The sequence below is a fragment of the Candidatus Nitrosopumilus koreensis AR1 genome (genome assembly GCF_000299365.1).
Lineage (GTDB): Archaea > Thermoproteota > Nitrososphaeria > Nitrososphaerales > Nitrosopumilaceae > Nitrosopumilus > Nitrosopumilus koreensis.
Genome location: NC_018655.1, coordinates 934551 through 955350, shown reverse-complemented (window position 1 = coordinate 955350; position 20800 = coordinate 934551). Strand labels below are relative to the sequence as shown.

The 20800-nt window shown below is 37.5% G+C and carries 19 protein-coding genes, 2 rRNA genes and 1 pseudogene; 12 read left to right on the top strand and 10 right to left on the bottom strand.

The window, feature by feature from the left end; all coding sequences use genetic code 11:
* Positions 1–167: 167 nt before the first annotated feature.
* From NKOR_RS05660 to NKOR_RS10350, 3 genes are all read left to right on the top strand, one after another.
* Positions 168–1901, top strand: coding sequence for a PEFG-CTERM sorting domain-containing protein (locus NKOR_RS05660; RefSeq protein WP_014963406.1), 1734 nt, complete (start codon positions 168–170; stop codon positions 1899–1901).
* Positions 1902–2315: 414 nt separating this feature from the next.
* Positions 2316–2615: a hypothetical protein gene (locus NKOR_RS05655; protein WP_014963405.1), complete on the top strand. Its 300-nt coding sequence runs from the start codon at positions 2316–2318 to the stop codon at positions 2613–2615.
* Positions 2616–2867: 252 nt separating this feature from the next.
* Complete coding sequence (locus NKOR_RS10350) at positions 2868–3053, top strand: hypothetical protein (RefSeq protein WP_232212270.1); 186 nt, start codon at positions 2868–2870, stop codon at positions 3051–3053.
* A gap of 165 nt (positions 3054–3218) precedes the next feature.
* Here NKOR_RS10350 and NKOR_RS05645 read toward each other — a convergent pair whose 3' ends face one another.
* From NKOR_RS05645 to NKOR_RS05630, 4 genes are all read right to left on the bottom strand, one after another.
* Positions 3219–4520 (bottom strand): aspartate aminotransferase family protein, encoded by a 1302-nt coding sequence (locus tag NKOR_RS05645; RefSeq protein ID WP_014963402.1) that lies wholly within the window; start codon positions 4518–4520, stop codon positions 3219–3221.
* A gap of 272 nt (positions 4521–4792) precedes the next feature.
* Positions 4793–7782: ribosomal RNA gene (locus tag NKOR_RS05640) — 23S ribosomal RNA — on the bottom strand.
* A gap of 147 nt (positions 7783–7929) precedes the next feature.
* Positions 7930–9400: ribosomal RNA gene (locus tag NKOR_RS05635) — 16S ribosomal RNA — on the bottom strand.
* Together the 16S and 23S rRNA genes form the textbook arrangement of a ribosomal RNA operon.
* 385 nt (positions 9401–9785) lie before the next feature.
* A complete protein-coding gene (locus tag NKOR_RS05630; protein WP_014963401.1) occupies positions 9786–10250 on the bottom strand; it encodes an RDD family protein in 465 nt (154 codons plus the stop codon).
* 109 nt (positions 10251–10359) lie between these two features.
* Between NKOR_RS05630 and NKOR_RS10560 the strand changes: the two genes are divergently transcribed.
* Positions 10360–10491 (top strand): hypothetical protein, encoded by a 132-nt coding sequence (locus NKOR_RS10560; RefSeq protein ID WP_014963400.1) that lies wholly within the window; start codon positions 10360–10362, stop codon positions 10489–10491.
* A 58-nt stretch (positions 10492–10549) separates the two neighbouring features.
* Positions 10550–11374: a methyltransferase domain-containing protein gene (locus NKOR_RS05625; protein ID WP_014963399.1), complete on the top strand. Its 825-nt coding sequence runs from the start codon at positions 10550–10552 to the stop codon at positions 11372–11374.
* A gap of 105 nt (positions 11375–11479) precedes the next feature.
* On the opposite strand, the gene NKOR_RS05620 is transcribed toward NKOR_RS05625, so the two are convergent.
* Positions 11480–12511, bottom strand: coding sequence for a hypothetical protein (locus NKOR_RS05620; RefSeq protein ID WP_014963397.1), 1032 nt, complete (start codon positions 12509–12511; stop codon positions 11480–11482).
* Between the two features lie 75 nt (positions 12512–12586).
* Between NKOR_RS05620 and NKOR_RS05615 the strand changes: the two genes are divergently transcribed.
* A complete protein-coding gene (locus NKOR_RS05615; RefSeq protein WP_014963396.1) occupies positions 12587–12970 on the top strand; it encodes a DUF6659 family protein in 384 nt (127 codons plus the stop codon).
* Positions 12971–13030: 60 nt separating this feature from the next.
* On the top strand, positions 13031–13483 hold the full coding sequence (gene msrA, locus NKOR_RS05610; protein WP_014963395.1) for a peptide-methionine (S)-S-oxide reductase MsrA: 453 nt from the start codon (positions 13031–13033) through the stop codon (positions 13481–13483).
* 1 nt (position 13484) lies between these two features.
* On the opposite strand, the gene NKOR_RS05605 is transcribed toward msrA, so the two are convergent.
* Positions 13485–13916 carry a universal stress protein gene (locus NKOR_RS05605; RefSeq protein WP_014963394.1) on the bottom strand — a complete coding sequence of 144 codons (432 nt, stop codon included), beginning with the start codon at positions 13914–13916 and terminating at the stop codon, positions 13485–13487.
* Between the two features lie 76 nt (positions 13917–13992).
* Between NKOR_RS05605 and NKOR_RS05600 the strand changes: the two genes are divergently transcribed.
* Genes NKOR_RS05600 through NKOR_RS05590 form a run of 3 tightly spaced genes read left to right on the top strand, consistent with a single transcriptional unit; the run spans position 13993 to position 15725 of the window.
* Positions 13993–14838 (top strand): alpha/beta fold hydrolase, encoded by an 846-nt coding sequence (locus NKOR_RS05600; RefSeq protein ID WP_014963393.1) that lies wholly within the window; start codon positions 13993–13995, stop codon positions 14836–14838.
* Between the two features lie 36 nt (positions 14839–14874).
* Entirely contained in the window at positions 14875–15300 is a 426-nt protein-coding gene (locus NKOR_RS05595; protein ID WP_014963392.1) for an AbrB/MazE/SpoVT family DNA-binding domain-containing protein, read from the top strand.
* The gene (locus NKOR_RS05590; RefSeq protein WP_014963391.1) at positions 15297–15725 is read left to right on the top strand and encodes a hypothetical protein; all 429 of its coding nucleotides are present in this window, start codon (positions 15297–15299) and stop codon (positions 15723–15725) included. Before NKOR_RS05595 ends, NKOR_RS05590 begins: the two co-directional genes overlap by 4 nt.
* 35 nt (positions 15726–15760) lie before the next feature.
* Here NKOR_RS05590 and phaC read toward each other — a convergent pair whose 3' ends face one another.
* Both phaC and NKOR_RS10655 read right to left on the bottom strand, forming a co-directional pair.
* Positions 15761–16825, bottom strand: coding sequence for a class III poly(R)-hydroxyalkanoic acid synthase subunit PhaC (gene phaC, locus NKOR_RS05585; RefSeq protein WP_014963390.1), 1065 nt, complete (start codon positions 16823–16825; stop codon positions 15761–15763).
* Positions 16815–17394, bottom strand: a pseudogene (locus NKOR_RS10655) (poly(R)-hydroxyalkanoic acid synthase subunit PhaE). The gene phaC and the pseudogene NKOR_RS10655 overlap by 11 nt, the downstream one beginning before the upstream one ends.
* Before the next feature lie 53 nt (positions 17395–17447).
* Between NKOR_RS10655 and NKOR_RS05575 the strand changes: the two are divergent.
* On the top strand, positions 17448–17840 hold the full coding sequence (locus NKOR_RS05575; protein ID WP_014963389.1) for a DUF6659 family protein: 393 nt from the start codon (positions 17448–17450) through the stop codon (positions 17838–17840).
* A gap of 36 nt (positions 17841–17876) precedes the next feature.
* A complete protein-coding gene (locus tag NKOR_RS05570) occupies positions 17877–18284 on the top strand; it encodes a phosphoribosyltransferase (RefSeq protein WP_014963388.1) in 408 nt (135 codons plus the stop codon).
* A 5-nt stretch (positions 18285–18289) separates the two neighbouring features.
* Here the strand turns inward: NKOR_RS05570 and NKOR_RS05565 are convergent, their stop codons facing one another.
* Both NKOR_RS05565 and NKOR_RS05560 read right to left on the bottom strand, forming a co-directional pair.
* Entirely contained in the window at positions 18290–19201 is a 912-nt protein-coding gene (locus tag NKOR_RS05565) for a transcription initiation factor IIB (protein ID WP_014963387.1), read from the bottom strand.
* A 117-nt stretch (positions 19202–19318) separates the two neighbouring features.
* A complete protein-coding gene (locus tag NKOR_RS05560) occupies positions 19319–20728 on the bottom strand; it encodes a M57 family metalloprotease (protein WP_014963386.1) in 1410 nt (469 codons plus the stop codon).
* Positions 20729–20800 lie beyond the last annotated feature (72 nt).

Below are 20800 nucleotides of genomic sequence, written 5' to 3'. Positions count from 1 at the left end.
TACATGGACCTGATGGGTAGTGGTACTGTGATGGTTCTTTTTGGTTCCATTTTCGCTCTAATTTTTGAAATGGTTCACATTTTTGTATCGTTCTACATTCTAAGAATATAAAATACGCCATCAGAATCAATACTTTGTTTAAATCATCTCAATTTGGACTTTTTTTGATGAAAAAATCAACCGCATTGACAATTCTAATGACTTCGTTGGTTCTATCTGTGACCTCGTTTCAAATGGCTTCTGCAGATTCCTTTCAAGAAAAAGCAGAATTTGCTTCTTCACTTGAAGAGACATTGGGACATTTCTGGGCACTAGAGCAAAATCTTGATGATGGAAATGCTGAACTTGCATTGATTCATGCAACTCATCCAATTTCAGAATTGTATGATTCCATGAAACCAGAACTCAAAGCATCGGATCCTAACCTTGATGCACAAGTCCAAAAAACTCTCATGGAGTTAAAAGACAAAGCAAGTACTGATGTCTCAAGACAACAAGCTCAGCAGGCAATTGATGACGCAAAACAAGTAGTTTCTATTGCTCGTTCAACTATTGTTGGAGACAAATTAAGCCAAGATACAGCCTTTAGAGTGCAGTTGATGAAGGTCTTACTTGATACATCCATAGCCGAATATGGCGAAGCAGTGTCTGATGGTGTCATCGGAGAGATGGCAGAATTCCAAGATGGTTCTGCATTTGTATGGAGATCACAACAGATTTTCTCAGAAATAGAATCTGACATTGATCCTCACATAGCTGAAGAAATTGATGAGATGTATGCCGAACTCTGGTTAGCTTATGATGTTAGAGCAGAACCTGCTCAAGTAGCAACTATTGCTAATGGCATTATCCACGAACTTGATGAATCTCTAGAATCAAAAATAGCCTTTGCTTCTTCACTTGAAGAGACATTGGGACATTTCTGGGCACTAGAGCAAAATCTTGATGATGGAAATGCTGAACTTGCATTGATTCATGCAACTCATCCAATTTCAGAATTGTATGATTCCATGAAACCAGAACTCAAAGCATCGGATCCTAACCTTGATGCACAAGTCCAAAAAACTCTCATGGAGTTAAAAGACAAAGCAAGTACTGATGTCTCAAGACAACAAGCTCAGCAGGCAATTGATGACGCAAAACAAGTAGTTTCTATTGCTCGTTCAACTATTGTTGGAGACTATTTGAGTAGTGATGTGAACACAAAACTAGTCTTAATGAAGGTCTTACTTGATACATCCATAGCCGAATACGGTGAAGCAGTGTCTGATGGTGTCATCGGAGAGATGGCAGAATTCCAAGATGGTTCTGCATTTGTATGGAGATCACAGCAGATTTTCAATACAATTAGGGATGATATTGATTCGCATATGGCTCAAGAGATTGATGAATTCTATGAAGACCTTTGGGAATCTTATGATGCTAGAGCAACGCCTACTCAAGTAGAAACGTATGCAGGAGGAATCATTCATGAAATTGACGAAATCTTAGGTGTTGAAGACGAAAGTGAGAATCTGTTAGAATATGTTGAAAATATCAGAGAACTTCTTGAGCAAACAAAACAAGAATATGCAACTGGAGATAAAGACATAGCATTAAGTCTTGCAACTAAAGCATATCTTGACAACTTTGAGTTCCTTGAGGGACCTCTAGTTGAACTTGATCAAGAGGAACTAATGGAAGATGTTGAACACATGTTAAGAGAAGACCTTCGAAACATGATCAAAAATGATGTTCCTGTCTCAGAAGTAAATGCACAAGTTGATGCAATACTGACAAAAATGGATACCGTTGCAAATGTTGTCCCTGAATTTGGAACAATTGCGATGATAATTCTTGTTGTTTCAATCATGAGTATTGTTGCAATTACTGCAAAATCTAGACTGAGTCTAAGAGTATAATCTCTTTTTCTTTTTTATTGTACAAAAATGATTAATAGTGTTATTTTTACCACCCGATACTTGTCAAACTTTCAAGATCTAGAAAACCAAATACTCTACAAAGTTAGAATATAATTTTGAAATAGAATATAATTTTATCAAAGAAAGCATTAACACAGTTTATTCGAAGTTATGCCAATAGCAACTTCCATGTAGGTGAACCTTGAATTGTGTTAATGCCTTCCTTGGTTCAAAACCTTGCTTGCAAAAAAGTGTCATGGTAAGATACATGGCTCGAACATATTTTGATACAAGATAATTGTAATAAAATCATCGATGATTTTATTTTCCTGTTCTAAGTTTTTGAGATAGGAAATTGTATTATCTTATTACAATCATCCTTATCTTTAATTTCTAATTTATCTCTAACATGTCATGTCTGATCAACTAAAACCATGGGTAATAGTCAGCTCTATTGGAGATGATGCTTCAGAACAAGATATCGAAAGGATTCGACCAAACATCATATCACTAGTTGATGAGTGGCAATCCTCAAAGGGAACCATGTGGTCTGGCTCTTTTAGTGGCCAACCAAGTGGTATGGCAGTTTTTGAAGCAACAGAACAAGACGCAAAAAAATTCTACCAAGACTACTCTGATGCATGTGAAAATGTTCTAGTGCATCATATGTATCAGTGGGACGCAATGCCTATACTTTCAGTTTTATCCAAATAACTGAAAGTGTTTTCTTATTTTTTGTATCTGCTGACGATTTTGATTATACTGGAACCCGATTAAATTCAAACCCTAACAGATTCAAACCCGCTGATTTGAAATGATATGATGACGGAACGATTGCGGTTCGTACCGAAATACAAGTTTTAATTTGAGATACGCGTAATGGTAACAAGAAACTAATCTTTGAAACCGCAAACGGGTGGTAGACTATAGGATACGCTTAATTTGATTTAAAATCAACATGAAATGTTGTCTGATATTTCATTTTTGGCTGAAAAGGTCTTTGTTCACAGATGGCCTCATGACACGCCTCTCTGGAATGATGAAACAAAAAAGAAACTAGATGATACTATTAACAAAAATCCTGAACCAAAAAAATTACCGTTAATGAAAAACTTGTACAAATTGAAGATTTTACATTTTCCAATCTCATAAAGATTGGAATATCTGTTCCATTTTTCAAAGATGAATGCAGAATGATTTTTGAGTCTCAGTTTGGAGAATTGTATGCTCATATTCACATTACTGTGAAATCATCCGAATACCTGGAAATTTTCAGCAAACTAAAATCTTGGAAATCTGAATTCTTTCCAAACGATTCTAACAAATAAAATCTTCAGATGCTTTGATCATCTTTTTAATATCTTCTTTAGAATGTGCCTCTGATATTGCACCAAGCTTTCCTGGCAGGAAAAATATTCCATCATGGGCAATCATTTTGAAATGATATTGTGCTAGTGCAGCACCATCGCATTTGGCCGCATCTGCAGAATTTCTAATCTGAGTAATTCTGTCTCTTACAAAATGAGTCATAAACAATGAACCTTTGCCAGTAACTATTACATTGCCATCAAATGCCTTGGTTAGTTCTTTTCTAGCATACTCTCCCAAGGAGTCAATTTTAGAATAGACTGATTTTTTGCCTTTGAGCACAGTTAATGTGGAATGTCCTGCAACCATTGATGCAGGATTTGCTGAAAACGTTCCGCCCCCAACATAGCTTCTCTCTGATTTCTTTTTTCCAGTAGTATCTGCATACTCCATGATTTCTTTTTTGCCACACATTACACCAATTGCCATTCCTCCTCCGACAATCTTTCCCAAAGTAACAATGTCAGGATCCAATTTCATTGTAGGATACAAGCAACCATAGCGAAACCTAAATCCAGTTACAATCTCATCTAGTATAAACAACGAATTATTCTTCTTGCAAAATTCTTGAATTCCTTTGAGGTAATCATATTCTGCTGGAATGCATCCTCCGCCACCCAACACTGGCTCAATAATCACTCCAGCTAAATCTTTGGAATATTTTTTCAAAATAGAAAGTGATTTTTCCAAATCATTGTATGGAATTGAAACAATCTGCTCTTCATTAATTACCCCTGAACTTTCAGATTCTGAAAATGGCCAGTTTACTGACTTTAGCAAGTCTGATGTGTATCCGTGCCATCCTCCGTCAATCTTTGCAATTACTTTTTTCCCAGTTACAGAACGGGCAAGTCTTACTGCATACATTGTAGCTTCAGTCCCTGATGTGACATAGCGAATCTTCTCAGCTACTGGGACTGCTTTTGCAATTAATTCAGATAGTAAGATGGTCTGCTCATTTACTGTCCCATACATCCAAGATTTCTCAATCTGCTTTTGCAGATTCCTTTTCACATTCTTTGGGCCATGTCCTAGAATCAGACTCCAGTGCCCCATCCAGTAATCAGTATACTTGTTAGAATCAACATCTATCAAATTTTTTCCAGAAGATTCTTTCACAACAAATGGATATGGTTCATAAAATCTTATGTTGTGAGAAACACCATTGATGTGTAACTTTGCAGATTTTGCAAACAGCTTAGCTGAAGTTGGAGTATTTTTTTTGTACTCTTTGATGTAATCCAAAACCAAATTGCAAAAATCAATCTGACATTTTAACTGTTGAAATTCCTTTTTTTACGCACTACCATGCCTAAAACAAATTGTAATTTTTACAAGAAATAGGTACGATCAGGCATAATTTTACGCATGGTTTATATGGATTCTGGGCTGTTCACCTTTTGCATACGTAACGCAATAGGCGGCGCTTGTGATGAAGTATGGTATTATGCCATTTTGTGATTCATGGGCCTCCAGTTACGCATACAAAAATGATCATCGCGCATAGTCTCTATGTAAGTGGCTGAACCGATGTGTTGGTCTATTAGTAAAGGCTGGCTCACCACTCGCCGAAGCTTGTGATCTACACCACCTTCCTATCAACGCAGTCTTCTGCTGCCGACCTTCATCTTACGAAAGAATAACTTGTCTCGGGATAGGATTCGTGCTTAGATGCTTTCAGCACTTAGCCTAAACGGCTTAGCTGCCCGGCCTGCCTTGTCAGACAACCGGTAAACCAGTGGCCACGCTGCTCTGTTCCTCTCGTACTCGGAGCAACTTCCCCTCAGTTATTCACGCTTCCATCAGGCAGAGACCGACCTGTCTCACGACGGTCTAAACCCAGCTCATGTTCCCTTTTAATAGGCGAGCAGCCTCACCCTTGGCCCCTGCTGCAGGACCAGGATAGGAAAAGCCGACATCGAGGTACCAAACCGCGGGGTCGATAGGAGCTCTCGCCCGCGACGAGCCTGTTATCCCTGGGGTAATTTTTCTGTCACCTCCGGGCCCCAATAGTGGGCACACGAAGGATCGCTAAGCCAGACTTTCGTCTATGAATTCCGTGCGTTTGGAAATCCATTCAGTCGAGTTTTTGGCTTTGCCCTCTTCAACGGATTTCTGCCCCGTTTGAACTCAACTTTGGGCCCCTTTGATATCTTTTCAAAGGGGTGCCGCCCCAGCCGAACTGCCCACCTGCACGTGTCTCCGGTCTTCACTGGATAAGTGGTACTGCAAAAAGAGTCTGGTGTTACATCGTTGCTTCTTAACACCCCGGAGAGTGTTAAGCATGGCTCCCAGATACCCTGTGCAATTCTTACTATACCACAAGCACAAGCTGCAGTAAAACTCCACGGGGTCTTCTCTCCCCGATGGAAGGCGATGGACTGTTCGTCCACCTTATGTGGCTTCACCGGGTTGTAGGCGGGGACAGTGGGGCTCTCGTTGTTCCATTCATGCGCGTCGGAACTTACCCGACAAGGCATTTGGCTACCTTAAGAGAGTCAGAGTTACTCCCGGCGTTAACCGGCCCTTAGCTCGGTTGAACCCAAGTTTTAGGTACCGGCACCGGCCAGGATTCAGCGACTATACAAATCCTTTCGGACTAGCAGTCGCCTGTGTTTTTATTAAACAGTCGAAACCCCCTTGTCATTGCAACCTGCGATCCCCATTCCTCATGAAGATTGCAGGCATCCCTTATACCTAAGCTACAGGACTAATTTGCCGAATTCCCTCGCCATACGGTATACCCGTAGCACCTTAGCTTACTAAGCCAGCGCACCTGTGTCGGTTCTGGGTACGAGCTTGCATTTTGCTAACTACACAGTCTTTCATGGTCCCCTGGAATCGAGAAAACTCCGCTAACGCGGAGCCACTCCCACCTCGAACTGGTTCTCGTCATTACGACACTCCCCAATTCTCGAATAGTTAGATACAACGACGATTGTACAATCCCTATCCGGAGGCTAACCATATAGCTCAAACGCTCCATGCAAGGTACTAGAATATTAACTAGTTTCCCATTCGGTGTACTCTGTTGAGGTACATCTTAGGATCGACTACCTCCAGGCTGATAACGCATTGCCTGGAAACCCTTGCGCTTACGGTGGTATGGATTCTCACCATACTATGCTGTTACTGCCGCCAGGATCTGCAATAGAAACCGGTCCACAGGACGTCACCGCCCTGCTTCGACCCAATCACTACGCCAACCTACCACGAACCATCCTCTGATGGTTATCTAAAGTATCGGTACTTTGCTTTAGCCCCGTCCGTTTTTGAGGCATCCCCCCTCGGCAGGTAAGTTGTTACACACTTTTTAAAGGATAGCTGCTTCTGAGCTTACCTCCCTGCTGTCTTGGCGAGAACACGCTCTTTAGCTTGACACTTAGCAAAAATTTGGGGACCTTAACTTCAGTCTGGGTTAAACCCCTTTCGGTCATGAGCCTTACGCCACATGAACCCGTGTCCTTGCTTCTACGATGTATATCCGTTCGGAGTTTGAATGAGTGGTGAGGGATTTCTCCCCCGCGCCACTCTATCAGTGCTCTACCGGAAACACTATCTCCACAAAGCACGCCCTGCGAGACGCTTCGGTTGGAACTAGCGAGCGCCAGTCTAGATTGGTTTTTGACCCCTATTCCCAGGTCACAACAACGATTTGCACGTCAGAACGTCTTAAGACCTCCAGCGGGCTTTCGCCCGCCTTCATCTAGCCCAGGAATAGATCGACTGGCTTCTAGCCTAGCCGCCATGACTCTACGCACTTTCACACGCTTCTCCTCACAATGCTGCGAGAACTCGGTTTCCCTTCGCCTCCACCTTTACAGGTTTAAGCTTGCCATGACAGTTAGCTCCCTGGCCCGTGTTTCGAGACGGAACGCATGACACTGATGACTTGAACATCAAATCTTCAACTCTATTGCTAGAATCTCCAAAATGAAAAAATCACCTTCCATGCCATGCACGTCTGTAAGTAATAGGTTTCATGCACTTTTCGCCCCCCTTCCGGGGTACTTTTCAGCTTTCCCTCACGGTACTAGTCCACTATCGGTCTTGAGAGATATTTAGCCTCGGATGCTACTTTCACCCATATTCATTGCCCACTACCAAGGACAACTACTCGGGTATGAATAGGACTCTTCCCATTTTGCTTACGGGGATATCACCCTCTATGTCAGTACTTTTCAGAACATTTCAGCTATGTTTCAAGATTCCATATTATCATACCAAAACACCACATCTCCCGAAGGATTCAGTTTGGGCTATTTCCTTTTCGATCGCCTCTACTTGGGAAATCTCAATTGATTTCTTTTCCACGTGGTACTAAGATGCTTCAATTCCCACGGTTCGACTTCCAATACTAGTGTACTGGAATGCACAAAAGTGCAAGATTCTCATTCGGACATCTCGGGATCATAGGATGCGTGCGCCTACCCCGAGCTTATCGCAGCTTGCCACGTCCTTCATCTCTCCTCAAGCCTAGCAATCCACCTATTACCGTCTTTACACCGGCAAATTCAGCCACATATTACACGACTATGCACGACGATCATTGCAAGTCCCCTGGCAGGGACCCGCTACATCCTTCATACACCACTTTCGTGATGCATTGCATCGATGATTTGATGTGAAGATTAGTGCATCCGTACACTTTCCTTATCTAAGGAGGTGATCCGACCGCAGGTTCCCCTACGGTCACCTTGTTACGACTTTTCCCTTGTCACGAACCTCAAGTTCGATAACGCCAATCAGACGTCACCTCGCTAAAAGCTCACTTCAATGAAACGACGGGCGGTGTGTGCAAGGAGCAGGGACGTATTCACCGCGCGATAATGACACGCAGTTACTAGGGATTCCATATTCGTGAGGGCGAGTTGCAGCCCTCAGTCATAACTGTGGTAACGTTTGAGGATTACCTCATCCTTTCGGATTTGAAACCCATTGTCGTTACCATTGCAGCCCGCGTGTGGCCCCAGAGTTTCGGGGCATACTGACCTGCCGTGGCCCCTTCCTTCCTCCGCATTAACTGCGGCGGTCCCGCTAATTCGCCCCACTACTCCTGAGAGTAATGGTGGCAACTAGAGGCAGGGATCTCGCTCGTTACCTGACTTAACAGGACATCTCACGGCACGAGCTGGCGACGGCCATGCACCACCTCTCAGCTTGTCTGGTAAAGTCTTCAGCTTGACCTTCATTCTGCTGTCTCTCCGGGTAAGATTTCTGGCGTTGACTCCAATTGAACCGCAGGCTTCACCCCTTGTGGTGCTCCCCCGCCAATTCCTTTAAGTTTCATACTTGCGTACGTACTTCCCAGGCGGCAAACTTAACGGCTTCCCTGCAGCACTGCATTGGCCACAAGCCAATGCATCACTGAGTTTGCATAGTTTACAGCTGGGACTACCCGGGTATCTAATCCGGTTTGCTCCCCCAGCTTTCATCCCTCACCGTCGGACGTGTTCTGGTAGACCGCCTTCGCCACAGGTGGTCATCAATAGATCAAAGGATTTTACCCCTTCCTACCGAGTACCGTCTACCTCTCCCACTCCCTAGCTCTGCAGTATTCCCGGCAGCCTGTACGTTGAGCGTACAGATTTAACCGAAAACTTACAGAGCCGGCTACGGATGCTTTAGGCCCAATAATCATCCTGACCACTTGAGGTGCTGGTTTTACCGCGGCGGCTGACACCAGAACTTGCCCACCCCTTATTCGTCAGTGTTTCTAGGACTGACAAAAGGTTCCTTTAGCAGAAACCACTCGGATTAACCTTGTCGTGCTTTCGCACATTGCAAAGTTTTCTCGCCTGCTGCGCCCCATAGGGCCTGGGTCCGTGTCTCAGTACCCATCTCCGGGCTACTCCTCTCAGAGCCCGTACCTGTAATAGTCTTGGTGGGCCATTACCTCACCAACAAACTGATAGGCCGCAGTCCCATCCTACGGCGATAAATCATTTGGAACACAAACCATTCCAGATATAGTGTTCTATCGGGCATTATTCTCAGTTTCCCGAGGTTATTCCCGTCCATAGGTTAGGTTGACTACGCGTTACTGAGCCGTCTGCCTTGTATTGCTACAATGACTCGCATGGCTTAGTATCAATCCGATAGCAGTCAGGTCCGGCAGGATCAACCGGATTCTGATTTATTTTTTGTATTTTGATTATTGAAGTACATTTGTACTTTAATTGGAATTGACGGATGCACATAATCTTCACATTTCAGATATTGATCTTGCAATCAAATCCTCATTGAAATATACACGACTTGTACGATGATTTCATTTTTAATCACACCTAGCGAAAGCTATACAATTTTTTGTGATTTGAAATTACTTAGTGTAAACTAGGTTTTTTAAGATATGATGAGAATTTATTCTTCAAACTCAATATCTGTTTGAAGTTCTCTTGGTAATCCAATCCACCATTCTTTTTGGTTATCTGACATCAAGAGAACAGATCGAAGGTTGTTAATAGATCTGTCGGTTAACTCTTCATGGTAACAATTCAAGAAAATCTGACAACACTAATCCTTTTGATATGTGATGTCTGACGCATCTTGAGACTCTTTGATTTTTACAACCAAAGTGTCCCCTAGTTTATTGAATATTCTTTGTCTTTTCTGATTAGTCAAAATCCATCCCAAAACAACATCAAATGGAAGCAAAAATGATTTTCCAAAACTACTGATCAAAACACCTTTCAAACTTGGAGTTTTACCATCTATGTCTGTGCTTTTTAGATTGAGGATTTTCTTGCCAATTGTTTGGCCTGTTTTGTATTCTAAAACTGTCCAATAAACAAAAAATATGATGCTTGTTGGAATGTATTGTGTGTTTTCTGCCCAAAACATCTCTTCTTCAAATTCATAATCTATATTTCCAAAAACTGCAAAGATTGTCGCAGTTGAAATGGATGATATTATGATAAAATCAATCAACCATGCAAAGAATCTGTCTGACCATTTTGCAAGAATAATCTCTGATGACATTTCTGATACCTAGTATCTAACTAATAATCCAAATTTATAAAACATGTTAATCACTAGTTAACACAATTTACAACGCATTTGATTTATCTGTTATAATATATCTAAAAACATGAAAGCAAAATTTGCAACATCTTGCGTCTCTTGTGGTGACAAAATCCAACCAGGAAAAGAGATCTCAAAAAATCAAGATGACAAATGGGTGCATAAACACTGTGCTGAAGATTCTGATGGATTACCCTAGAAATTAATATGACTCAATTCAATTAATTTTGAATTTATTTTTGGTATCGATAAATCCTTTGGATGTATTTTTGTGGACTTTTCGTAGAAATGAAAAGGATACTGTAAATCTTTACAATGTATTATCACCTGTAATGCAACTTGCAACTGGCGGCTCTATGCTAAATTTTGGATATTGGTCATCAAATAACTGTGATCCACTCTCTGCTCAGGAAAATCTCTGTATGGTTTTTGCAGATCTTGCTGAACTTTCATCTGCAAAACATGTTGTTGATGTAGGAAGTGGGTTGTCTGCTCCTTCTCATCTCTGGCAACAAAAATTTCCAAATATTTTTTTGTATGATGTAAACATTAACTATTCTCAACTGTACTCTGGAAAGAAACAAAAAATTGAATTTTTAAACTCTACATCTACAAAACTTCCATTTGTAAACAATTCTGTAGATCGTGTTTTGGCATTAGAGTCTGCACAACACTTCAAACCTCTTTCTGATTTTATTGTTGAGTCAAAAAGAATCCTGTTGGATTCTGGATTACTCGTGATGGCAATTCCTGTAACTTTGGGAAATTCTTCTCTCAAAGATTTAGGCATGTTGAAATTTACTTGGTCTTCAGAACATTATTCATTAGACGCTGTACGAGAGATATTGGATTCCTGTGAATTTGTAATTAAAAACGAACAACTAATTGGTAAATTTGTATATGAACCTCTTGCAGATTATTATCTTAAAAATAGAGAACACTTGAAAAAATCTATCTTAAAAGAATATCCAAATTATGTTGAAAATATTTTATACAAATCAATTGTTAAAATGAAAAGCGCATCTGAGAAAAGAATAATTGATTATGTTATTCTAAAATGTACTCCAAAAACTACACGATGATGATTCTTTTTTCTATCATGTACTCTAGAGCTTTAATGTATTCATCTTCTGAAGTTAATCCATCTGTAAACCACATGGCACTTGTTTTCCACCATAAAGGAATTTTCAAATCATGATATTGTATCCCGTTTGACTTTTCAAATACATTTGTCTGTAGTATTGATGTCTTTTCCCAGTTTGTTGTAATTTCTGTTTTTTCAAATTTTTCTGATAATAATAGGCCTGTTTTTTGTCAATTACCACCATCTCAGTTTTATCTTTATTTTCTGCAACTGCACCTTCTCTCAAAATATTACCTATTGTGAGGTTTACAGTTCCATAAACTGTGTATTTTTCATCGATAACTTGTCCTGTTTCTATGGGTATTTTATAAAGAAATTTTTCTGTTTTACAACATTTTTGCTCATTTGGTATCTTTGAATTCTCATCAAGTAAAAATTCGTAATTTTTTATTCCATCTTCTGAAACTATTTTTGAATTAACTGTAATTCCATTTTGATCAATTTTTTTAACTTCAAATTTTTCTGTGATCGTATTTCCGTATTTGCTAGTGTGTGAGTAAGTCACATAATCTGTTTCTTTTATACATGAACCATCAATGCATAATCTTTGACTAACATTGTCTGTAATCTTTGGAGATATTACATTATTCTCAATTAATGCTCTGACTCCATATGCATATAGACTATCTTTGTATTTTCCATCTGTCCATCGTACTATGTCTGCTATTATCCAAGGTGGCATTGTAGTAAATTCTTTGATATGCCTTTCTTTAAGAAAACTAGAATCTCCTAGGTATTTTCCAATTTCTGCAATTAACACAATATCTCTTGCTTTATGCGTACTATCCCATGCAATATGATTATACAAAATTGCACATACTCTGATGTTTGGATATTGGGAATGTTGATCAATAAGCGAATCCAATCCTAACGTTTTGTATTCTTGGTGAAAAAATTCACAAAACTTCAAAATATCTTCAGGCGTTTTTACCGAAAAATCTGGCTGATGTGCAAAAATACTTTGAACATTAAAACTCCCTATCATTAAAATAGATATAACTAGGATTACTGTGATTTTCAATACTGTTAATTTTGGTTTTTGCTTATTAATTCCATGTACAAATTCGTTAAACATTGTGACCAATTTGGAATATCTTCCAAACGTAAAATTGACTAGGTTTTTATTTTTGATATCTTGAATGATTTTATCATGTCTAATTCTGAAGGTGCTTTGAAACTATATGGTGAAAAATGCAGCAAACTACTTGAAGAATCTGAGATCCGCTTTGCAGGAATTGTTGATAAAGACGGCCAATTGATATCTGGAGGTTTCAAAGAAGGATTAATCCCTCATGAAGGTGATGAAACACGATTGCAGTCATTCTTAGAATTTGTATCAAAGGCATCCATCAGAAAAGAATATGATGAAAGTTTGGGGCCTATCAATTATCTTGCAGCAAGACGAGATAAGGCAGTTTTAGTTAGTTTCCCTTTTCCTATTACACAAATCTTATTGTTAATTTCTGCTGAACCTACTGCTAATATTGAGAACTTGGCAAAAAAAGTGGTTGAGATTTTCACTGATGTAAATTAATTTGTTCTAGATATTTTCTAACAAATGGTTTTAATTTGATGACTGATAATTCTATTTGAATTGAAAGCAACATTTGGTGCAGGATGTTTTTGGCATGTTGAAGATTTGCTTAGCAAAACAAAGGGTGTAAAATCTACACAAGTTGGCTATATTGGAGGTAACTTGCCAAATCCTACTTATGAAGAAGTATGTACTGACAGAACAGGTCATGCTGAAGCAGTTGAAGTTGAATATGATCCTAATGAAATTTCATATGAAGAATTATTAGATGTTTTTTGGAAAAATCACAATCCTACAACTTTGAATCGTCAAGGTCCTGATGTTGGAATACAATACCGCTCTGCAATTTTTTATCATGATGAAGAACAAAAAATAATTGCAGAAAAATCAAAACAACAACTAGATTCTTCTGGAAAATATGACTTGCCAATAGTTACTGAAATTACTCCTGCCCCTACATTTTACAAAGCAGAAGAATACCATCAAAAGTATTTCAAAAAGAACGGATTTTAAATTATTTTACGACAACAACTGGAATCTTTGCTGCATGTATGACGTAATTTGATACGCTTCCAAAGAATAGTTCTTTTGTAGAACTCCTTCCTCTTGATCCTATTACTATCATGTCAAATTTTTCATTACCTTGTGCGAGTTTTATGATATTGTATCCAGGATCTCCTTTCATTAATCTCTCTTTGAACACAATGCCATTTTTGGCCGATAATGTCTTTGCCTCTTCCATGATTTTTTTTACTTCTTCATTGAACGATTTTTCCACAGATCCTACACCTCTGAATTCTGAATGCGATGGTACATTTATTGAGAATACTCCTGTGATTATAGCTTCACACTCCCTAGCTAACGTGATAGCCATTTCTAAACCTCTTTGGGAATTCTTTGATCCATCAAGCGGCACAAGGATTTTTGAGATTTTCTTCTTTATCACACATTCTTGATACTTTTGATCCTAAAAAACATACTTGCTGTATTGCATTACACATTTTTCTAAACTATGAATCTCGATGATCGCAAAATTAACTAAAACTTATCTACTGATGATAATTGAAGCTAAAATCGTGAATGAAAAATTTCTTCAAATTGATGGCAATAAGATTCGTTATTTGGAATCTGGAAATTCTAAAAAAACTTTAGTTCTTATTCATGGTTTGGGGGCCTCTGCTGAAAGATGGGAACGGGTAATGCCTATTTTTGCAGAAAAATTTCGTGTAGTAATTCCTGATCTAATTGGCTTTGGATATAGCGATAAACCCCTTGCTGATTATACTATAGACTTTTTTTCGAATTTTCTTGAACAATTCTTTTTGTCTGCAAACATCAAATGTCCTTATTTGATAGGTTCTTCTTTAGGTGGCCAAATTTCTGCTGAATTCACTGCATCTCACCCAAATGATGTTGATAAACTCATCTTGGTATCTCCTTCTGGGGTGATGAAACAATCAACTCCTGCACTTGATGCCTATATCATGGCTGCATTGTATCCTAATGAACAAAATGCAAAAAATGCATTTGAAATGATGGAAGGATCTGGTGAAAGTGTAGATCAAAAAATTGTTGATGGTTTTATCAAAAGAATGCAATTGCCCAATGCAAAACTTGCATTCATGTCTACTATTCTTGGTTTAAAAAATTCCGAAGTTATAACAAAAAAACTATCTTCTATCATGACTCAAACCATGTTGATTTGGGGCAGTGATGATCCTGTGATCCCAATTCAATATGCTGATGATTTTATTTCATCTCTTAAGGACTGTCGTTTTGTCAGAATGGATGGGTGTGGCCATACTCCATATGTTCAAGATCCACTTGTTTTTTCTGAAAAGGTCCTGGATTTTTTAGGAGTTAATTAGGTGCACTTAAATACCACTTAATTCCTATAATTACCAATGAATGGTAATACAAACCAATATGATCCTACAGAAATGTTCAAAGACTGGATCCAAAAAAGTGGACGTGCACAAGCAGAGTTCATAAAAAATTTTGGTGCTTTAATGACTAACCAAACTAACAAAACATTCAATCCCTTAGATACACTCAAAGAAGTTTCTGAAAATACTAGGCAGGCCCAATCAAATTTGATGGACAATATGTCATCTATGCAAAACAAAAGCATGGACACAATGTTTAGCATTGGACAAATGCTTCCATCTTTTATGAATTGGGGTGCATACAAAACCACCATTAGTAGTAATGGTAGAATTTCGATCCCAGAGGCAGAACGTAATGCCCTAGGATTAGGCGAAGGTGACTTGGTTCAAGTCATTGTTCTTCCAATAGCAAAAAAATCAAAAGCTAGGGAGGTGAAAAATTGAGTAAGAACGAACAGACACAATCAAATCCAAAAGATCTATTTTCTGTATATCAGCAAAACGTAGATAAATTCTTCAACGGTATTAGAACATCAGTACCACAATATCATCAAGCAATTACAAACGTACAACAGGAATTCCTACAAGCCTATGAGAATATTGCAGATTCAACACTATCATTACAAAAAGAATATGCAAAGAAAGCAGGTATTGCAGCAAACATTCCTGAAGCTACAATCAAAGTAATGCAAGATACTACTGAAGAAGTCGTAAAGGCAACATCAATTCAAAACCAAGTTACACTTGCAACAATTGATGCTACACAACAAAACATCAAGACCTTTAATGACAATGCAAAATCATTTGCTGAATTAAATAGAAACATTCTTCAATCTTGGATTTCAGCATTCACCACAAAACACAACTAGTGGCGAATCTGTTTTTTAATTTTTTCTTTTTTATTTTATGATCTTTCAGATAGCCATTGTCCAAGCTCAGGTAATACCTTTTTCTGAGATAATGAACTTGCAATCATTCCAACATGACCTGTTGGATACATTCTCAATGTTTTATCTTCACTTCCAACTGCATAATGAAGTGGCATACTACATTCAGGTGAAACTAGATGATCTCCTACTGCAACTTGTGTGAATATTGGCATGTCTATTTTCTTCAAATCTACTAACTGACCCTCTATGTGCATCTTATTTTGAATGAGCAAATTATCTTGATAGATATCTTTTATCCACTGTCTGAATAATTCTCCTGGGATTGGTGGTGTGTCTCCTAACCATTTTTCTACTCTGAGGAAACTATCTACAAATTTCTTATTTTCAATGTTTTTGAAGAAATTGACATATTTTTCAATACCTTGTTCAAACGGTTTGAGCACTGAAAAACAATAATACATGAATTCTGGGGGCATGTTCCCGATAACTTCTACCATTTTATCCACATCCATATGCTTTGCTAGATTGCTGATTACTGTGGTGTCTCTCCAACCATCAATTACAGGAGCAGTTGCAATGTAATTTTTGACACTTTCTGGATGTAGTGATGCATATGCTGTGGCAATTGTTGCTCCTGTACAATATCCTTGTAATGAAATTTTTTCAGTAGATGTTTCATTTTTAATATATTCTACATATGCATCTAAATACCCATTAACATAATCATCAAAATCCAAATACTTGTCCATGCTTGTTGGTGTTCCCCAGTCTAGCATATACACATCAAATCCTTGTTGAAGTAGATTTCTAACCCAACTCTTTTCTGGCTGTATGTCCAAAATATGGAATCTGTTAATTAATGCATATGAAATCAATAAAGGAGTTTTATGTTGTTTATCGGTAATTGGTCTGTAATGCAATAAACGAGTTTTATCCATTTGTTGCACAATGTCATGTGGGGTTACTTCCAAACTAATCTCGTCAGGGGCTGCCACTAGTTTTGGTGCATCAATTACATTTTTACTAAATTTTAAAATCTCTTCAATGATTTTTGGATCTATATTTGATTCACTTTGCATTGTTTTTCATCTCCTTTTTCTTTAACTCTAATTCTAATTTTGCAACTCTCTTCTTGAGGGAATGTATCTCTTTGTAAACTTCATCTATCTCTTCTTTACTTGGAAGATTTACTGATTGTAATATTACATTTGTAATATTGTTCCAATGTTTTGTCAACTCTAATTCCTTTGAAACTAGTTTTCCATAATTATCTCCAAATTTACCTGAATCAAATAATTCTGTAAAATCATTATCGAAAATATCTATCCAAATTCTTTTGACTGCTTCCATATGCTCTACATCTTGAGGAATTTCTGGCGCTTTGAGATTGACTTTTTTTTTGTGCCTCTGTCCAAGTATCTGCCAGTTGTTTGTAATATTCTGTCAAATGTTTGTTAAATTCCATCAGGTCTTCATTAATCTCAATTAATTCAGTTGATATTTTCTTAGAATTTGCCGCGAATGCTCTCATTGGCCCAATTGATGCCAATGCTTGTGGTTTACTTGACATTAAATGTACAATATCTGTCCAGAAAAGCGAAAGATGTTTGTAGTAATCTGTAATGTCTTTTGTGGACTCTGATTGCATAGTGATCTATTGAAACAGATCGCAATAAATAGTTCGTTTGCATAATTAGACAAATGGAAAACATTGAAGAACTAGAGAAAATCTGCCAAAAAATAACAAAATTAGATTCTAAAATGCGTTCAGCTAGATTCATCAATAGTAGAGGACATCTTATGGCTGGTGGAATGAAAAAGGGGTTGCTTTCACTTGAGGCTCAGAAACAAGACGAAATGATGTTTATGGAATTAGCATTACGTGTTAGGATGAGACACGAGTTTGATAAAGAATTTGGAGAGGTTCACTTCTCAATGTCTTATCGTGATAAAGTAATCGTTATGAGTTTTCCATTATCTAATGATGATGTATTGTTAGTGTCTTGTGAAAAAGAGACTGATTTTGGAAAAATTCCATTTAAAATTTTAAAAATTATTGAACCACTTAAAAAAACCCCTATGAAGACATTTTGATCATAACGACTTAATTCTACTCATTCTAGATTTTTTATGTTGTATCAAGAAGTAGATTGGAGTGAAATTGAATATCTTGTAAAAAACGTCTCTAAAAAAATTTTGAAATTGCCTCGGTCTTTTCCAAGTATTACTACTCTAAGCAGAGGCGGTCTTGTTCCTGCGCGTTTAATTGCAGACCAGTTGGGAATCAAAAAAATACATGTTGACAAAAAGAGGATATCTTCTAATTCCTTGTTTGTTGATGATATCTTTGACACGGGAAATACATTTGATGACTTAATCAAAAAAGTAGATGTTCCTTCAAAATTTGTTTATGTGACACTGTTTGCAAGGCGTGGAAAAAAATATCCTACACAATTAGTTTATGCTAAAAAAACTAACAATGATGCATATGTTGTGTTTCCTTGGGATAAATTAGAATTTGAAAGATCTCAGAAATGATTTTCTTAATTGTTAATCATTTTTCTCAATCCTGCACATCTGTTTCTGATTGTAACTTCTGTTACTCCTGATGCTATGGATATGTCTTTTTGTGATTTTACTTCTCCAGTACTAATACATGCAAGATATAATGCAGCAGCTGCTATCCCCATTGGATCTTTGCCTGCAACTACTCCCATCTTTTTTGCTTCATTTAAAATGGCAATTGCTTTACGTTTACTTTTCTCACTTAGCTCTGCGATACTTGCAATTCTAGATACTCCTTTAACAGGATCAACTACTGGCATTTTTAATTCCAATTCTCTAAAAATCAATCTATAACATCTTGCAACATCTTTTCTTCTAATGTTGATTCCTTTTGCTACGTCATCCAGCGTTCTTGGGGTTTCAGTATTTCTACATGATGCATAAAGGCATGCTGCTACTAATCCTTGAATTGAACGTCCTCTGACAAGTTTTTTCTCCATTGCCTTTCTGTAAATGTAGGCTGCTTTTTCAATAACTGCATCTGTTAATGCTAATTTGTCTTTTAGTTTGTCCATCTCATTTAGTGCCTGTCTTAGATTCCTGTCTGCTGATGAATGAGCTTGACTTCTACTGTCCCATGTTCTTAGCCTTTCAATCGAACTTTTTACACTTGCAGATAATGGTTTTCCTGTAGAGTCTTTGTTTGCAGCTCCTATTACCGTTGATAGCCCCATATCATGCATTGTAAGGGAAGTTCCTGCACCTGTTCTTGCTTTGTTACCTTCATCATTTGAAAAAGAACGCCACTCTGCACCTGTATCTGCAATCTTATCTGAAACAACAAATCCACACTTTCCACAAAACAATTCCCCTGTATTTTCATCGGTGATCATTTTTTTATCGCCGCAGGCTGGACATTTTGAACCTGTAATCATTGTATTTCTAAGCATAATATGTGAAATTTACATAATTGCCTTATTATCCATTTTACCTAATTTCTACCGGTTATTTGTGTGTAGGTTAAGCTAATTGATATTTTTTCATTAACCTTGACAAATTTTAGAAATTTAGCTAAGTAGACAATATGCATATGATGGCGTAAATGATGGATACATTATACTTGTTTTATCTTGGACATGTTTCAAACCTATAGAATGACCAAGCTCATGAGTCATGATTGTCTCTACACTATTTACGTCATACAATTGAAAACTCCCGTCACAATTATAATCGCCTAACGTAACTTCTACCACTCCTTTTCCAAGATGTGCATGTCCTAAAACACCGTCTCCTATATTTCGGACTACCCATGTTACCCAAACATTTGCTTCATGTTTCAAATCTGTTACTTCGAATTTCATTTTTGCTTTTTGATCATTTGTTGATAATTCTTGTTCTTCCCAAAATGCAAATGAATTGCTTAATGTGTTAACGTGATTCAAAGGTAGCCCTGTAGGCTGTTCATTAATGAAAACTTTGTAATGTATGATATATGTTCCATTAACAATTTCATATGTTGGATCTGGGAAGCTACTTGATGCATTTTTAGCTTCTTCTTCAAAATTCCATTTTACGTAATCTCTGAGGAATTTTTTGATTACATCTTGACTGGGATTTGGATATTCTATGTATCTTTTTTCCTTTGATATGTTATTGGAAATATCTCTGAGATATTTTGTAAATAAATAATATTCATGATCTAACTCTTCTTGTGTTTTCTGTGATGTCTCTTCAATTTTGATTACAATTAGTCCATTTTCTATCATGTATTGTATGCCTTGAATAAATGCCTCATCATCAATTTGACTATCTGCCCACCATCCTGCATTATTTTTTATCCATTCTGGTATTTTTTCTTCAGAAACACTTTGAGTTTCTACTGGTGGAATTTGGATTATTTTATTATTAATCATATATAGTAATGCTGAAACAAATTCTGAATCATCAATACTATCTGTAGACCACCATTTTGCTATTGGCTTTACCCAATCTGGTATGGATGATATTGGTTGTTTTTCTAATCCTTCAGGTTTTTCTGTAGGTGTATATGGATATTTTGAAATTACCTTGTCAACAAATTCTTTGTAATTTTTAATCACTATACTATTTGGTTTCTCTTTGAGGGCTTTTTCAAAATATGATATTGATTCTTGATATTCTCCTAAATTGCCAAATCCTACACCCATTCCAGTTAACGCTATTACGTCATTTGGTCTATGTTGTAAAATAATAAAAAATTGTTCTAAAGATTTTTTGTGGTCTCCCATGTTACTATGTGCTATCCCTTTCATCTTTAGCGTAGAGATGTTGTTTGGTGCAATTTCTAATATCTCGTCATAAATTGCTATAGCTTGATTGTAATTTCCATTAGAAAAAAACTCAGTTGCCTCATTAAACATTACTTCTGGGTCTTCATTTGTCTGAGCAAATGAACTTCCTGTGATGCTTTGTGTGCTAAGTATTATGATAAATAACATGCAAGAAATTTTTTAAAATAATTTAACATGATAAGTGATTGTTTCGTGGTTTATTTCTATTTTCTACTAATT

Excerpts from the sequence above, each read along its gene's own strand:
- NKOR_RS05660 (WP_014963406.1), top strand. The coding sequence starts at position 168 with ATGAAAAAATCAACCGCATTGACAATTCTAATGACTTCGTTGGTTCTA.
- NKOR_RS05655 (WP_014963405.1), top strand. The coding sequence starts at position 2,316 with ATGTCTGATCAACTAAAACCATGGGTAATAGTCAGCTCTATTGGAGAT.
- NKOR_RS05630 (WP_014963401.1), bottom strand. The coding sequence starts at position 10,250 with ATGTCATCAGAGATTATTCTTGCAAAATGGTCAGACAGATTCTTTGCA.
- NKOR_RS10560 (WP_014963400.1), top strand. The coding sequence starts at position 10,360 with ATGAAAGCAAAATTTGCAACATCTTGCGTCTCTTGTGGTGACAAAATC.
- NKOR_RS05620 (WP_014963397.1), bottom strand. The coding sequence starts at position 12,511 with ATGTTTAACGAATTTGTACATGGAATTAATAAGCAAAAACCAAAATTA.
- NKOR_RS05615 (WP_014963396.1), top strand. The coding sequence starts at position 12,587 with ATGTCTAATTCTGAAGGTGCTTTGAAACTATATGGTGAAAAATGCAGC.
- NKOR_RS05600 (WP_014963393.1), top strand. The coding sequence starts at position 13,993 with ATGATCGCAAAATTAACTAAAACTTATCTACTGATGATAATTGAAGCT.
- NKOR_RS05595 (WP_014963392.1), top strand. The coding sequence starts at position 14,875 with ATGAATGGTAATACAAACCAATATGATCCTACAGAAATGTTCAAAGAC.
- phaC (WP_014963390.1), bottom strand. The coding sequence starts at position 16,825 with ATGCAAAGTGAATCAAATATAGATCCAAAAATCATTGAAGAGATTTTA.
- NKOR_RS05575 (WP_014963389.1), top strand. The coding sequence starts at position 17,448 with ATGGAAAACATTGAAGAACTAGAGAAAATCTGCCAAAAAATAACAAAA.
- NKOR_RS05570 (WP_014963388.1), top strand. The coding sequence starts at position 17,877 with ATGTTGTATCAAGAAGTAGATTGGAGTGAAATTGAATATCTTGTAAAA.
- NKOR_RS05565 (WP_014963387.1), bottom strand. The coding sequence starts at position 19,201 with ATGCTTAGAAATACAATGATTACAGGTTCAAAATGTCCAGCCTGCGGC.
- NKOR_RS05560 (WP_014963386.1), bottom strand. The coding sequence starts at position 20,728 with ATGTTATTTATCATAATACTTAGCACACAAAGCATCACAGGAAGTTCA.